Annotated in this window: 10 protein-coding genes and 1 pseudogene; 5 read left to right on the top strand and 6 right to left on the bottom strand. The window is 35.6% G+C overall.

Features of this window, described 5'->3' with window-relative positions:
- A partial coding sequence (locus E1171_RS18700) for a CPBP family intramembrane glutamic endopeptidase (RefSeq protein ID WP_155207584.1) occupies positions 1 to 784 on the top strand: 784 nt, incomplete at its 5' end.
- A 178-nt stretch (positions 785 to 962) separates the two neighbouring features.
- Here E1171_RS18700 and E1171_RS18695 read toward each other — a convergent pair.
- Together E1171_RS18695 and E1171_RS18690 are read right to left on the bottom strand one after the other, a co-directional pair.
- Positions 963 to 1,235: a hypothetical protein gene (locus E1171_RS18695; protein WP_155207583.1), complete on the bottom strand. Its 273-nt coding sequence runs from the start codon at positions 1,233 to 1,235 to the stop codon at positions 963 to 965.
- 1,485 nt (positions 1,236 to 2,720) lie between these two features.
- Positions 2,721 to 4,055, bottom strand: coding sequence for a Na+/H+ antiporter NhaC family protein (locus E1171_RS18690; protein WP_155207582.1), 1,335 nt, complete (start codon positions 4,053 to 4,055; stop codon positions 2,721 to 2,723).
- Between the two features lie 392 nt (positions 4,056 to 4,447).
- Between E1171_RS18690 and E1171_RS18685 the strand changes: the two genes are divergently transcribed.
- From E1171_RS18685 to E1171_RS18675, 3 genes and pseudogenes are all read left to right on the top strand, one after another.
- On the top strand, positions 4,448 to 5,578 hold the full coding sequence (locus E1171_RS18685; protein ID WP_155207581.1) for a mandelate racemase/muconate lactonizing enzyme family protein: 1,131 nt from the start codon (positions 4,448 to 4,450) through the stop codon (positions 5,576 to 5,578).
- A gap of 374 nt (positions 5,579 to 5,952) precedes the next feature.
- Positions 5,953 to 6,489: pseudogene (locus E1171_RS18680) on the top strand (ABC transporter ATP-binding protein); the annotation flags it as partial.
- A 4-nt stretch (positions 6,490 to 6,493) separates the two neighbouring features.
- Positions 6,494 to 7,303, top strand: coding sequence for an ABC transporter permease (locus tag E1171_RS18675; protein WP_155207579.1), 810 nt, complete (start codon positions 6,494 to 6,496; stop codon positions 7,301 to 7,303).
- 265 nt (positions 7,304 to 7,568) lie between these two features.
- Here E1171_RS18675 and E1171_RS18670 read toward each other — a convergent pair whose 3' ends face one another.
- Together E1171_RS18670 and E1171_RS18665 are read right to left on the bottom strand one after the other, a co-directional pair.
- A complete protein-coding gene (locus E1171_RS18670; protein WP_155207578.1) occupies positions 7,569 to 8,045 on the bottom strand; it encodes a Dps family protein in 477 nt (158 codons plus the stop codon).
- 204 nt (positions 8,046 to 8,249) lie between these two features.
- The gene (locus E1171_RS18665) at positions 8,250 to 9,542 is read right to left on the bottom strand and encodes an acetyl-CoA hydrolase/transferase family protein (RefSeq protein ID WP_155207577.1); all 1,293 of its coding nucleotides are present in this window, start codon (positions 9,540 to 9,542) and stop codon (positions 8,250 to 8,252) included.
- Between the two features lie 322 nt (positions 9,543 to 9,864).
- On the opposite strand from E1171_RS18665, the gene E1171_RS18660 reads away from it, so the two are divergent.
- The gene (locus E1171_RS18660; protein ID WP_155207576.1) at positions 9,865 to 10,353 is read left to right on the top strand and encodes a DinB family protein; all 489 of its coding nucleotides are present in this window, start codon (positions 9,865 to 9,867) and stop codon (positions 10,351 to 10,353) included.
- 90 nt (positions 10,354 to 10,443) lie between these two features.
- On the opposite strand, the gene E1171_RS18655 is transcribed toward E1171_RS18660, so the two are convergent.
- Both E1171_RS18655 and E1171_RS18650 read right to left on the bottom strand, forming a co-directional pair.
- Entirely contained in the window at positions 10,444 to 10,944 is a 501-nt protein-coding gene (locus E1171_RS18655) for a c-type cytochrome (RefSeq protein ID WP_155207575.1), read from the bottom strand.
- A gap of 45 nt (positions 10,945 to 10,989) precedes the next feature.
- Positions 10,990 to 13,527, bottom strand: coding sequence for a M14 family metallopeptidase (locus E1171_RS18650; protein ID WP_155207574.1), 2,538 nt, complete (start codon positions 13,525 to 13,527; stop codon positions 10,990 to 10,992).
- Between the last annotated feature and the right edge of the window lie 47 nt (positions 13,528 to 13,574).

Here is a 13,574-nt window from a genome sequence, read left to right as displayed (position 1 = left end):
GATGTACCCCTTTGCTCTGGCAATAATATTTGCTTTGTGGAGCGAGACTATTTCAACATTAGGCTTATTATTTATCTTGTTTTTTGGACTCTTTGCATTTGTCTATCCCCAGGATAAATACATGCTGATCTACCGGATTCCTTGCGGTATTATGGCTTTAATTATGAGCTACTTATTAGCCAATCATTTGCTCCCTGGTTTTAATAATATGAAGGTTTTAGATCAGGTCTATATAAGTAGGGACGGGATTCCCTTTACCATGTACCTAAACTTCGACAAAACACTTATAACCATCCTAATTTTAGGGTTTGGTCATCAGTTAATTCATAAGGGAAAAAGTTGGAAGGTACTACTAAAGCAGTCGATACCTTTAATGCTTCCCATATTTGTAATAGTTTTGACGTTTAGTTACCTGCTTTCGTTGGTTCATTTTGACCCTAAATTGCCCGAGAGTTTTTTTATTTGGGCTCTTGTAAATCTCTTTTTTGTATGCACAGCTGAAGAAGCTTTTTTTAGAGGGTTTATTCAAAAATACCTAAAAAAATGGTTGATAAGTTATCCATTTGGTCGATGGTGGGCTATACTTATTACTTCTTTACTTTTCGGATTTGCTTATCATACCGGCGGAATAAAATACATGGCTCTCGCTACCCTAACTGGTTTTGGTTATGGTTGGCTTTATGATCAAACACAGAGAATAGAGAGCAGTATTCTTACACACTTTTTATTAAATACTTTTCATTTTCTATTTTTTACTTATCCAGCTTTGGCTGAAGCTTATTAAAAAAATTAGAATGAAAACCAATAAGACACCAATTTTCCTCCATTAATGGGATTAATTAAAAGCATTTTTTTACCATAAGCCAAAAAAGGAATCCACCATATAGGTTAATTCCTTTTCAGGCTTAAAAGTGATATTTGAATGGCTTTAAAAAAGGCCAAACTCTTTAACTTTTATTGGATCAATCCGAAGAGGGTTCCACATGAATATGATAATAGTTACTTTGGTGGTAATTAGGCCGGTAAATAGCTCCAGTTCCAAAATCCACAATTAAACTTGGCCAAAAAATCAAGAGATCAGCAATAAATGCTCCCACTCTAATTTGCCTTTGAGGCTCTCCAGGCATTGGTTTTCGCCTTTGACTTTCGGTAATCCTTCCTCCAAAAACAGTTGCACAGCTGTTTAAAAAAATAGTCAATAGTAAGACCATGGCCAAATTTACAACATTCCTCATGATAACAGTTTTAAGTAAAAAAATAGGGAGGCACAAAATCAAAAAAATCCCATAAAGCAGGACAAAAGAGAAATCATTTCTCTCTAAACAACTGGCAGTACCCATCTCTCCCTTTCCAGTTAACTACCATTTTCACAATTGCTGTACAGCAAAAAGCTTACCATTTTCAACTCTTTTTATAAACTTTATTTCCTGAATGCCAATGGAATAAGAAAAAACCAAAATGGAAGCATTCACTAAAAAATGTAACAGCATACTGGTTTTAGTGCGGGTCACCCCTCTAAAAAACAAATAAATTCATTTTTTATAAACCCCAAAATAGGCAAGATTAAAACTTCGGGTAGAAAATTTAACAATTAATTAACTATCAATGGTTAAACACTCATTATCAAATATTTAAATTTGCGAACGAATAAGGGTAATATGTACGTAATTCTAGATTAAGAAAAAAATATTTGTATTCTAAATCCAGCTTAATCTCCTAAAAAAGCTATTATGGTCTACATACCTAAAAGTAAAATTATTTTGTTTGGAGTATTGTTGTCTGCTTTCTTGCTCATTACATGGGCTCTAGTCCATGCCAAAATCAAAAAAACTTCTCCTTTTGAATTAGAACTGAAAGAACAAAACATTACCATCAAAAAATTCCAGGTTGGCATTTGCCAAATTATTACTATACGGTAAACAGAACCCTTAGTGATGAAAACCACACTTCGGTAAAATTCATTTACATCGATACAAATCCTTTTGTGGATTGCTACATTGGAAAACAGAAATACGAAAAAATATTTGAACAAGATACAGTGACTCAATTACAATGATTTGACAGTACACTTTCTAATTCTAAAGCGGATTAGAATGTAATCATTGCGAATTATCCTCTTTTTAATTTATGTCCTGGCAAAAATTCAATCAGGAATATCCTGGAAAGATTTATGGATCAATTCCAGAATGAAGCCTATTTTTCCGGAGATTTTCATGACCTGGAGCATTATCAACCTGAGGGAAAAATCACCCAACATTATGTTTAAGGATCAGGGGGAAAATTGGACAAGCCCATGAAAGCCCAGTCCTATAGGAAATTTTATAAGAGAACCCGTGGTTTTTTAGCTGTTTTTCTTGATAAAAATCAAATGGAAGTTTAATATATTGATAATAATGGAAAGGTGTTTTATACTACCACAGTAGGGAATAATAAGTTTAGAAATTAAGGGTTTGGTTTTATTCTTTTCTAAAGGGAATAATTTTAACATTCTAAAGATGAGTAAAATCTTGATTAATGAGTTGGGAGATTTTCAGTAACAAAATATTACTTTCCCTTTCTAAATCCCACAACCTATCTCCCTCTTTAATGCCAAAACCAAAACTTATAAAACTATTGACGAAAATCTCATATATATGCATTTCGTCAATAGTTCCTAGATTTCTGTAGTTTTTTGAAATTACTCATAAAAACAATCTATAGTTTTAAGTTAAAGTCCAAAATTAAGCAACCACGCTTTCTCTAAGTTTGGTTTTAACCTTTACAGCTGTAATAAAAATCACCACTAACGCGCTTAATCCAAGTAAATAAGGATAATACAAATGACGCATTACATTCCATGGACTAACCAATAAACCAGCCGAAGCAGCAATAGTGACGGCTGTCAAACTTTGTGCCCCATAGGGAATTATTCCCTGGCAAAAGCAAGAAAAAGTATCAATCAGACTAGCTGTCCTTTTAGGTTTAATTTCATATTTATCAGCTATTTGTTTGGCAATAGGCCCGGTTGTCAGCAAGGCAATAGTATTATTGGCGGTGCAAATATTCACCAGCACTACCAGAATGGCAATACCCATTTCAGCACCCCTTTGATTTTTGATTCTAGAGGTAATAAAATTAAGAATATAATCTATTCCTCCATGATACTGAATTAAAGACACAATTCCCCCGATTAGCAAGCAAATAATTATTAGTTCGCTCATTGTTCCAATACCTTCACCAATAAGACGTGTAAAATCCCACAATCCGAAAGAACTGGTCCAAAGACCAATAACTCCACCAAGGACAATTCCACTTCCCAAAACAATGGTAACATGTATCCCTGCCAACGCAAAAACAAGCACTACCAAATAGGGTACAATCTTGATTAATTCATAATCTCCAGCCGTGGTCACTGATTCTTGAGTTGCACCATAAAACAGCAAATAAATTAATATTGTGAGGACCGCTGCTGGTAAAGCAATAAAAAAGTTCATCCGAAATTTGTCTCCCATAGAACAACCCTGGGTACGTGTTGCGGCTATGGTAGTGTCTGAAATTAAAGATAGGTTATCTCCAAACATGGCTCCACCAATCACAGAAGCTAGGGCCAATCCCACATCCAATTGAGCGGCTTCTGCAATTCCTAAAGCCATAGGGGTCAAAGCCACGATAGTTCCCACACTTGTTCCCACCGAAAGAGAAATAAAGCATCCAATCACAAAAATACCCGCTAATAGAAAATTACCAGAAAGAAAAGTAAGGCCAAAGTTAACTGTAGCTTCTACAGCTCCCATGGCTTTAGCCACATGTGCAAAGGCTCCAGCCAACAAAAAAATCACACACATTAACATAATGTTGCTATTCCCAGCCCCCTTTGTGAATATTTCCAACTTTTCAGAAAGCTTCATTTTTGGCTTCAGAAGCAAGGCAACGCCGGAGGTAATCATAAAAGAAACTGTTAACGGCATTTTATAAAAATCGCCTGCTATCACAGATACAATTAAGATTAACAACATAAAAACCACCAAAGGAAGCAATGCCCAGGGATTTCCTTTTTTCAGGAGAATATCCTTCATTAATTATTAAGATTAGATCACAACAATTTAAAAAATAACTTTAAACAGTTAGATAAATGTCAAAAATGATAATTATTGTTGTTTAATAAAATTAAATATTTTCTAAAAAGACCTAAACAATTTAGATTTTAAACAAATATACTAAACCTTTAAGCAATAAATTTCCTGCAATTCTACACATTAATATTGACACTTAATAACAATCTCTTTATAATAATCTTTTTATCCCATAGAGTTAATAGATTTACTAATTTAAAAATGAATAGAATAAAGTGATTCTTATACGGAAAATCCAGGTACCGTTTTGAAATAAAAATTCATTAAATTACCTAATACCCTGAAAAATAAAGCCTAACCAGCAAGGATACCACTCTTCCAAATCATTATCTAACATGAACTTTACTCCTTTTCATAGCTTAAGAATCACTAAAATTGAGATTTTTAAAATGAATATCCCTCTTAAAGAACCCTTTGTGATTTCACTGGGAACAGTTAGAGAGACGCAGAATACGGTAATAAAAATCCACACTAACAATGGTTTTTATGGTGTGGGCGAGTGTAGTCCTTATCCTTTTATTGTAGGAGAAATTCAGGCCTCTCAATTTGAAATTGCCAAAATGCTAGCACAATTACTCATCCACAAGAACCCGTTGGAAATTGAATCCAGACATAATGAAATGGACCAGGCAATTTGGGGAAACTTTACCATAAAAAGTGCTTTTGATATCGCCCTTTACGATATCATGGGAAAATATTGTCAATTACCCATATATGCACTTTTAGGAGGTAAAAATGATAAATCCTATTGCACCAATATGACGGTAAGCCTCCAATCTCCTGAGAAAATGGCTCAAAAAGCTTCAGAATTTCAATCAGCCGGATTTCCTTTTATTAAAGTAAAATTGGGAGGAAATTCACATGAAGATATTGCAAGAATTCAAGCCATTCGAAAGGTGGTGGACAATAAAATACCATTGCGGGTGGATGCTAATCAAGGTTGGGAAGTGCAATCGGCCATTGCCATTTTACGAGAGTTAACACCTTACCACATTGCCTATTGTGAAGAACCAATTTCCAAGTGGAATGCCAATGCTTTAGTCCAAATTCGCAATAAATGTGATATTCCCATCATGGCAGATGAGTCTATTGGAGACCACCATGATGCTTTCAGGCTGGCCCAAATGGGCGCCTGTGACTATTTTAACATTAAATTAGCGAAATGCGGAGGACTTTTTAAGGCCTTAAAGATATTGGAAATTGGAGAAGCCGCCGGTATTAAATCTCAGTTAGGAGGCATGTCAGAAAGCCGATTGGCACTAACGGCTGGCTTGCATTTAGCTGCTGCCAGAAAAAGTTTGTTTGCCTATGACCTTGACTCTCCCCTTATGTTAACAGAAGATCCCGTAATAGGAGGTGCCATCTATCATAAAAATGGACAAGTTACTTTGTGTAACGAACCAGGAGTTGGAGCCGATTTAGATCCTGGTTTTCTTTCTAAACTTGAAAAAACAATTGTGGAATAAAAGATAATAAATGAATAATAATAGAGAATTTCGAAATTGCAATTACCAAGGCAAAAGTAAAATTCCAATTCAAAGGGATTAAATATATCAAACACATCATAAACAAAAAATTCAATCCTATATTCCCTCTCCTCAAAAAGAAACTACCCCTAACCTTATTTACCATTCTCAAATGTTTTTAAGAAAGAGCAAATTACACTACTTTACAATAGAGACCAATTTAAAAAAAACCGATAATTGAAAGTTTGAACATGAATTTTCAACAAATCTCTCTACTTTTACGTATTGCTTTTTATTCATCATATACCTGATTAATGATTGAGTTCAAAGAGGTTTCTCTTTCAAGGGAGGGAAAAACGATCATCAACAAATATTCATTTTCTATAAAGAAGGGAGAAAAAGTTTGTCTTTGGGGACCTTCAGGAAGTGGGAAAACAACTATCCTTAGAATTCTAATGGGAATGTTGGAACCTGATTCAGGAACCGTTAAATATGAAAATCTGTTGCTTTCTCCAGAAAATATGCCATTGATAAGGAAAAAAATAGCCTGGGTTCCTCAAAACATCAACTTGCCTGTTAATTCTGGGCTGGAATTGGCCAAAATGTTACAAAAAGACACCTATTTCAAGCAAAATATTGAACCTTTCCTGGAGAAAACTGGAATGTCCACAGATATGCTTACCAAAGATTTTAGTGAAATTAGTGGTGGACAAAAACAAAGATTGGTTTTAGCTACCTGTTTGGCTCTTAAACGTCCCATTTTATTTTTGGATGAACCTACCTCTGCCTTGGACAACCTATCCATTAAACAATTAATGGATGCTATATTTTCTATGAAGGATTTAACTGTGATTTCAGCTACACATAACGAACAGTGGATGAAACAATGTGATAAGGTAATAAACCTATAAAAGAATGAATGGAATTACAGACATTAACTTATGGAGTTTACTTTTAGGCTACATAATCATGGTGATTCCCATTTTCTATATGGGATATTATCGTACAGGTCTGATCAAAGAAACTTTTGTGGCTCTACTTCGCATGAGTGTCCAATTGTTTTTGGTGGCCATATACTTGGGCTACATCTTCCAATGGAATAATGCCTTGCTAAATAGTGCCTGGGTGGTGATTATGGCAGGAATTGGTGCGTTTACCACCACAAAAAGGAGCGGCCTAAAACTAAAATATTTTTTTTTACCAGTTTGTCTTTCCACTTTGATAAGCCTATTGGTTATTAATGCCTTCTTTTTAGATATTATAATAGGCCTTGATAATGTATTTGATGCCCAATACCTTATTCCCATTTCAGGAATGATCCTGGGAAATGCTATGAATTACAATATTGTGGGCTTAAATACTTACTTTGATCAATTGGTTAAAAACGAAAACCTTTATTACTTCATCCTCATTAATAAAAATAGTAAAAAAGCTGCCTTAGAACCCTTTTTGCGTGAAGCTATCAAAAAAGCATTTAATCCTCTAATTGCCACTATTTCCGTAACAGGATTAATTGCCTTGCCTGGCATGATGACCGGCCAAATTTTAAGTGGAAGTAGCCCAATGACTGCTATTAAATATCAGATCTTGATTATGTTGGCCATTTTTGCAGGTTGCAGTCTCAATTTGATCTTTTCTATTCTTTTTTCCAACCGATTTGCCTTTGACAAGTATGACAACCTTAGAAAGGAAATTCTTAAGGAAAAAATTTCTCTAAATAAGTAATCCCTCTTTAACTCTATTCAAGCATTTATTAAAGGGTGGGTAGAAATTAAATCCCCACCCTTAAATTCTTGAAATAAACTCTTTGCAATGGTCTGTTTTGTCTTGGAGCATGTTTATGATTTCTTTTTGCTTCAAATGATTTTTGAAAAGCCACACTTTTCCCCGGGACTCTATTATTTTACAGATCTGGAAAAAACGTTTTACCGTTGCTTTTATCTATTCAAAATTCCATTTTCGTTTAAAAACAAAATATTTAAACAAGCTCTTAAGCCGCCTTCTTCAAAAAGGCACTAAACATCCACACCGCCTTTTCCTTACTTGAAATTAAATCATCAATTAAAACAATTGTACCCTCATCATTAGCATCAGAAGCCAGCTTCAATATTTTCCTTTCAATTTTCAATAATTGAGACATATTCTCAATAGTATGTTTTACTGTAGCGGTATCCTTTGAAACATTCTTTACACCTTCCACCTTCGATACCTTCAGATAATCTCCAAAATTATGTAATGGGGAATTCTCTAATTTTAATATTCTCTCAGCAATCTCATCAATTGCAGTAGCTGCCTCATTGTACATAGATTCAAACTTAGCGTGTAATTCAAAAAAATTAGGCCCAGTAACATTCCAATGAAAACCTCTCAGATTTTGGTAAAATACTTGATAGCTCGCTAGTAATTCATTTAACTTTTCACTGATCTGTTTGGCACTTGCTTTTTCTATTCCAATTAGATTTTTCATAACTCCGTCTACTGTTTAAAGTTCAATTAATTAACAATACAAAAGTATTCTACATCTACTATTCAATCAAATCGATTATATCTAATTAAATATAGAAGAAACTTATAAAGAGGTGTAAGAATTAAATTCCAAGTGATTAGAATTGCAGTGGAAGGTTAAAAATCAGAATTTAGGAAGGTCAATAAATCTTAGAAACCAAAAGGATCAAAAAAAGCGTCGCATATTCAAACTACCGAAACGTTCATAAGCAGCTCTTTCTAAATTCTCTCGATCATCGGGATGGGCAATGCCAATTAAGGAAATGGCTCTTTGCATTAAAGATTTTCCATACAAGCAGGCCACTCCAAATTCGGTTACTACATAATGTACATGAGCACGCGTGGACACTACCCCTGCTCCTTCCTTTAAAACAGGAACGATTTTACTTTCATTGTTTTTTGTTCTCGAAAGTAAAGTGACGATAGGTTTCCCTCCTTCCGAATAGGAAGCCCCACGCATAAAATCAATTTGACCACCCACTCCCGAATATTGCCTCTCCCCAATTGAATCTGCACAAACCTGCCCTGTTAAATCAATTTCAATGGCAGAATTGACTGCGGTAACTTTAGGATTCTTCCGAATTGTGGCTACATCATTTACGAAGGCAGTATCCATAAGAGCAATCCCAGGGTTATCATCCACAAAATCATAAGTCCGCACACTTCCCAAAACAAACCCGGATACCACCTTAGTTGGCATTACTTTTTTTTCTTCACCAGTTATTACTCCTTTTTCAATTAATGGAATCAGCCCATCGGAAAACATCTCAGTATGTACCCCCAACCTTTTGTGGTTTTCCAAAGCCATCATAACCCCATTGGGAATAGACCCAATGCCAATTTGTAAGGTAGCCCCATTATCTACCAAGGGAGCCACAAACTCTCCAATTTTTTGTTCCTCCTTTCCCACTTCATGTATAGGCAATTCATAAAGGGGCCGGTCATCATCAACCAAAATATCAATGTGATCAATAGGAATCACACCATCACCATGACTTCTTGGCATCCGGGGATTAACCACAGCAATTACAGTTTTGGCACACTCCACAGCGGCAAGAGTAGAATCCACCGAAACTCCCAAAGAAACAAAACCATGTTTATCTGGACAACTAACTTGAATCAATGCCACATCTATAGTCATTACACCTTTTCGAAAGAGATATGGAATACCACTTAAAAAAAGTGGAATATAATCTGCTCTACCTTTATGGACCGCCTCTCTTACATTATCTCCGACAAAAAACGTACGTAAAAAAAAGCTATCCTGGTACTCAGCTTTTACATAAGCAGCCTCCCCTTCGGTATGCATATGGACAATCTCCACCTGTTTTAGTTCTCCTGCCCGTTGAACCAAAGCATCAATCAACACCTGAGGAGCAGCGGCAGCACTATGAATATAGACTCTGTCATAAGATTCTATTGCTTTTACAGCCTGCTCTGCTGATACTGATTTATACATGAAGCTAAGTTTAACCTAAGAGCATGTTTAAAAATTTTCTCTTTGCATATGAAAACAAAAAGTGATAAGAAAGAACATTTTTTATTATAACACTTGAAAATGCTTGCTGTTTTGAATTTTATAAGGTGATAAAAGAAGATAATATATATGGAAAGAATCACAGCCTTTGACATCCAACGTTGTAATGGAGGGAAAAATCCCCTCATGTCAAAACAAATATCTTCTCTCCATTTAAATCATTCTATTTAGTTTTTTTCTCTCCAAAAAAATAGCAGCCTACCATATTCTCGATTATATTGTAATTGAATTAACATCAAAAAACATGGATTATTCCACCGAAGAGTTCCTAAAAAACCTGAAATTTGACCGATTGAAAGTCTTGACTCCTGAAAGTAGTCCTGTATGGGGAATAATGACTGCTCAACATATGATCGAACACTTAACACATACCCTACAACTTTCCAATGGAAAAAAGACTTTTCCCCTAAAAAGCCCAAAAGAAAAACTCCCAGCTTTAATGGCATTTTTGCTTTCGGATAACGACTTCCCGAAAGGGTTTAAAAGCCCAGTATTGGGATCTAAGCTGGCCGTTTTGCACCATAAGGATTTACAATCAGCTATACATTCGCTAAAAACTGAATTGAAAGATTTTATTGGGTATTATAAGCAAAACCCTGATGCAAAAAACATGCATCCAGTTTTCGGGCTACTTAACGGTAAAGAATGGATAATTTTCCATCAAAAGCATTTCAAACATCACCTTAGCCAATTTGACTTAATTCCAGAAAAAGAGCGCCAAGAGAACCCTTGAGTTGCAATCTATCTCAAAGCAATATGCTTAAAACAGAAAAAAAGCGACAGAAAAATCTGTCGCCTTTCGCATCATGGTTTATTCTAGTAATCACTCATCCATCGCTCTAAAATATTCTAACAAAGCCCGGGATTGAGTCTGACTTAATCCCAAGTTGGTCATGAGAGATGTGTATTTGTCCCGCTCAGCTTTAGCAATAGGGTCTTTCCTCATCATTTCTTCAGGATTCAAAATCATATTCATTATCCATTCCGGAGACCTCCTTTTCGTTACCCCTCTTAGAGCTGGTGCTACTACTTCTCGATCCAAATCATGACAAGAAATACACTTCCTCGAAAATAACTTTTTTCCCTCTTCAACCATTTTCAGATTTATTTCTCCCAATTCCAGCGCTTTGATTGGGCCAATTCCTTTGTTAGACATATCAACAGCAGGAAGTTCTTCTTCATGGATCTCCTCAATATTTCTCTCTTTTGCCTCTTTTTTTCCTTGACAACCTATTAAACATCCACTGAAAAAAATCACCAATAATACACTTGACAACTGCCTCCAAATAGAAGGAATATTTATCTGCACAACAAATACATTCATCACTAAGTTTAATTTTCCTTCCCTTAAAAAGGTCAAAGCTTATTTCTAATTTCCCACCATAAATAGGGCATTAGAAAAAAGCAATTTACCATTTTCCCAAAATGCTCTAAAAAGTGGATCATCAACCATATAAATGACTTCACCTCTACCCATATCATGTACACCAAATACCAGTGAATTATTGATCTCTTTATTTACATCACTACCTGCAAAACCACTAACTAAAGGGTTGTTATCTTTGATTACCCCTACATTCCATCCTTTCTCCAAAAAGGAACACCGTTGGGATGAGTTCTTTAGAGTAAAATACTCTTTGCCATAACCAAATGCGAGTGGGTGAGTGGAATCCAAACTTACCCTATAAATAGCACCAGGAATAAATTGACTCATATATCTTCTTTCCCGACTTTGATAATTGGCCAACATTTCTCTTTTCGTCAATTCTTCCCTTCCAAGTTTAGCTTCCTCTTTCTCTTCTTCATTTAAATATTGTTTAAGACCAAAACCTTCCTTGTTTACAAATGCATTTAAAGCGGAGGAAATGGAGATTAACTTTCCACCATTCCTAACCCATGATTTTAATTGGTTTAACTGTTCGTCACTAAAATTGTAACTACCGGCAGGAAGAATTAATGTATTATACTTTGATAAATCACTAGGATCAAAATAATTCACAGAGAGAGCCGTCATCTGATAATCCAATTCTTGTTCAAAGTAATACCATATTTCTCCGTAATTTAATGAAGAAACTCTTTCTCCAAACAAAACCGCTACTTTGGGGGGATTTATATAGCGCACACTCCCCGCTCCGAAATCGCTTCCATCACTCACCAAGCCAGTAGGAGCAGCGGTAATCTTTCTTTCCAATTTTTGAGCTAATTCTATTACCTTTTCGTCAAACTTGTCACCCAAATTTCGATTATTAGCTCGAGTAATTATCAAAGTTCCAGCTTCATACTGATTACCATTTTGGGTAAAGCTATTTTCCGCACTTCTCACCTTGATACCCGCTTTGATCAATTGAGCCAAAAAATTGGCATCTTTAACACTATGATAGGGAGCCAGGTAAGCGTAAGGTTTTTCCATTAATTTATTCTGAGTGAAATCTGGCTTGGAATAAACACCGGAAGGCATCAAACGATTTTTCAAAGCATAAGCTTTTAAACCATAAACATAGGGAACAGACCAAGCGGTAATATCATAAGTTACAGAATCGCTTAAGGCAGTTTGTGGTTCAAATAAAACTTTCACCAATGCTGATTTTGGTTGATAAGCACTAATAATAAGATCCGAGCTGCTCAATCGAAAATTTGACTCTTTTCCCTTGCTATAATCAAACCCTTTTAGGCTTTTTTCTTGGCCTGAGGTTCCGTACAGAATCCCTTGTTCATCTAGCCATGCTGTTAATTTATTCAGTTTATCATTGTCATCACGGGAACTGATCACATAGGTCTTATAAGCCCCCTTAGGTTCATTTCTAGCTTCCCTAAAATATTCACCAAATTCCTCAAGAAGCATTTCCCTATTTTTAGAGGCAATCTCTATTGTGGAAAGACCTGTAGTAAAATGATGATCTATACGATCTTTCAAACTTAAAGTATCCCCCACCTGGGTAAGAACACCCAAACCAGCCATTCCATGGCCAGCCTGTTCGTAGGTCATTCCTATTGCTCCATTGTAGGTAGGATAAGTATCTCCATAACTTGGATAAAGCAAATCGAATCTTTCCCGAGTAAAGTATAACCATCCATTTTGGTCAAAATATTTTGCATGATTTTTCCCTATTTCTTGTTGGAATTCACGTTGCCACTTGGTAATCACCTCATGAAAAGGTTCGGCTGCAGGTGCAAAATAGTAAGGAGAATTATACCCCTGTTCATGAAAATCAACGTGAATTTGTGGCAACCATTGGTTGTAGACCTCCAATCGTTTTCGTGATTCTACTTGCGTCTGCCAGGCCCAATCCCTATTCAGGTCAAATAAATAATGATTAGGTCTTCCACCAGGCCAAGGCTCCTGATGTTCAGCTGAATTCACATCGGGATTAAACATCAAATTGCCATATTGGGTATAAAAATTCACATATCGATCCCGTCCATCCGGATTCATGCAGGGATCCATTATAACCAAAGTATTCTCTAAATATTCATTGCTTTTCTTACTATCCTCCTGAACTAGTTCAAATATAGTTTTCATCGATGCTTCTGTGGAAGAAGCTTCATTTCCATGAACATTATAACTTAGCCAGACAATTCCTACTGGAGAAGAAGGGGCCCCTTCTAATATTCCTGCCCGACGAAGATTATCTTTTCGAATTTGTTCCAGGTTTTCCACATTTTCGGGAGAAGAAACAAAGGCCAATTTTAAAGGTCTGTGTTCATATGTTTCCCCATAAGTAATCAATTTAACTTTAGGAGAATTTGAAGCTAGATATTCGTAGTAATTAACCACTTGAAAATAGGGGGTAAACCGCTCTCCCAATGGATAGCCTAAAAACTCTTCTGGAGATTTTAAGGCGGACTGACCGTATAAGCATGATACTGAAAAAATAAAGCCTAAGGCTAAACCAAAAAGTCTTTTCATAAATTCAAAATATTTTGATAAAACAATATAGACAAAACAACAAATTT

It is taken from the genome of Xanthovirga aplysinae (assembly GCF_009711365.1).
Taxonomy (GTDB): Bacteria; Bacteroidota; Bacteroidia; order Cytophagales; family Cyclobacteriaceae; genus Xanthovirga; species Xanthovirga aplysinae.
Note: the sequence above shows the minus strand (reverse complement) of the source record. Positions and strands in the feature narration are given on the sequence as shown.

Bases quoted from the DNA above. Each gene is read 5' to 3' on its own strand.
- E1171_RS18650 (WP_155207574.1), bottom strand. From the start codon at position 13,527: ATGAAAAGACTTTTTGGTTTAGCCTTAGGCTTTATTTTTTCAGTATCA.
- E1171_RS18690 (WP_155207582.1), bottom strand. From the start codon at position 4,055: ATGAAGGATATTCTCCTGAAAAAAGGAAATCCCTGGGCATTGCTTCCT.
- E1171_RS18660 (WP_155207576.1), top strand. From the start codon at position 9,865: ATGGATTATTCCACCGAAGAGTTCCTAAAAAACCTGAAATTTGACCGA.
- E1171_RS18670 (WP_155207578.1), bottom strand. From the start codon at position 8,045: ATGAAAAATCTAATTGGAATAGAAAAAGCAAGTGCCAAACAGATCAGT.
- E1171_RS18675 (WP_155207579.1), top strand. From the start codon at position 6,494: ATGAATGGAATTACAGACATTAACTTATGGAGTTTACTTTTAGGCTAC.
- E1171_RS18665 (WP_155207577.1), bottom strand. From the start codon at position 9,542: ATGTATAAATCAGTATCAGCAGAGCAGGCTGTAAAAGCAATAGAATCT.
- E1171_RS18685 (WP_155207581.1), top strand. From the start codon at position 4,448: ATGAACTTTACTCCTTTTCATAGCTTAAGAATCACTAAAATTGAGATT.
- E1171_RS18655 (WP_155207575.1), bottom strand. From the start codon at position 10,944: ATGAATGTATTTGTTGTGCAGATAAATATTCCTTCTATTTGGAGGCAG.
- E1171_RS18695 (WP_155207583.1), bottom strand. From the start codon at position 1,235: ATGAGGAATGTTGTAAATTTGGCCATGGTCTTACTATTGACTATTTTT.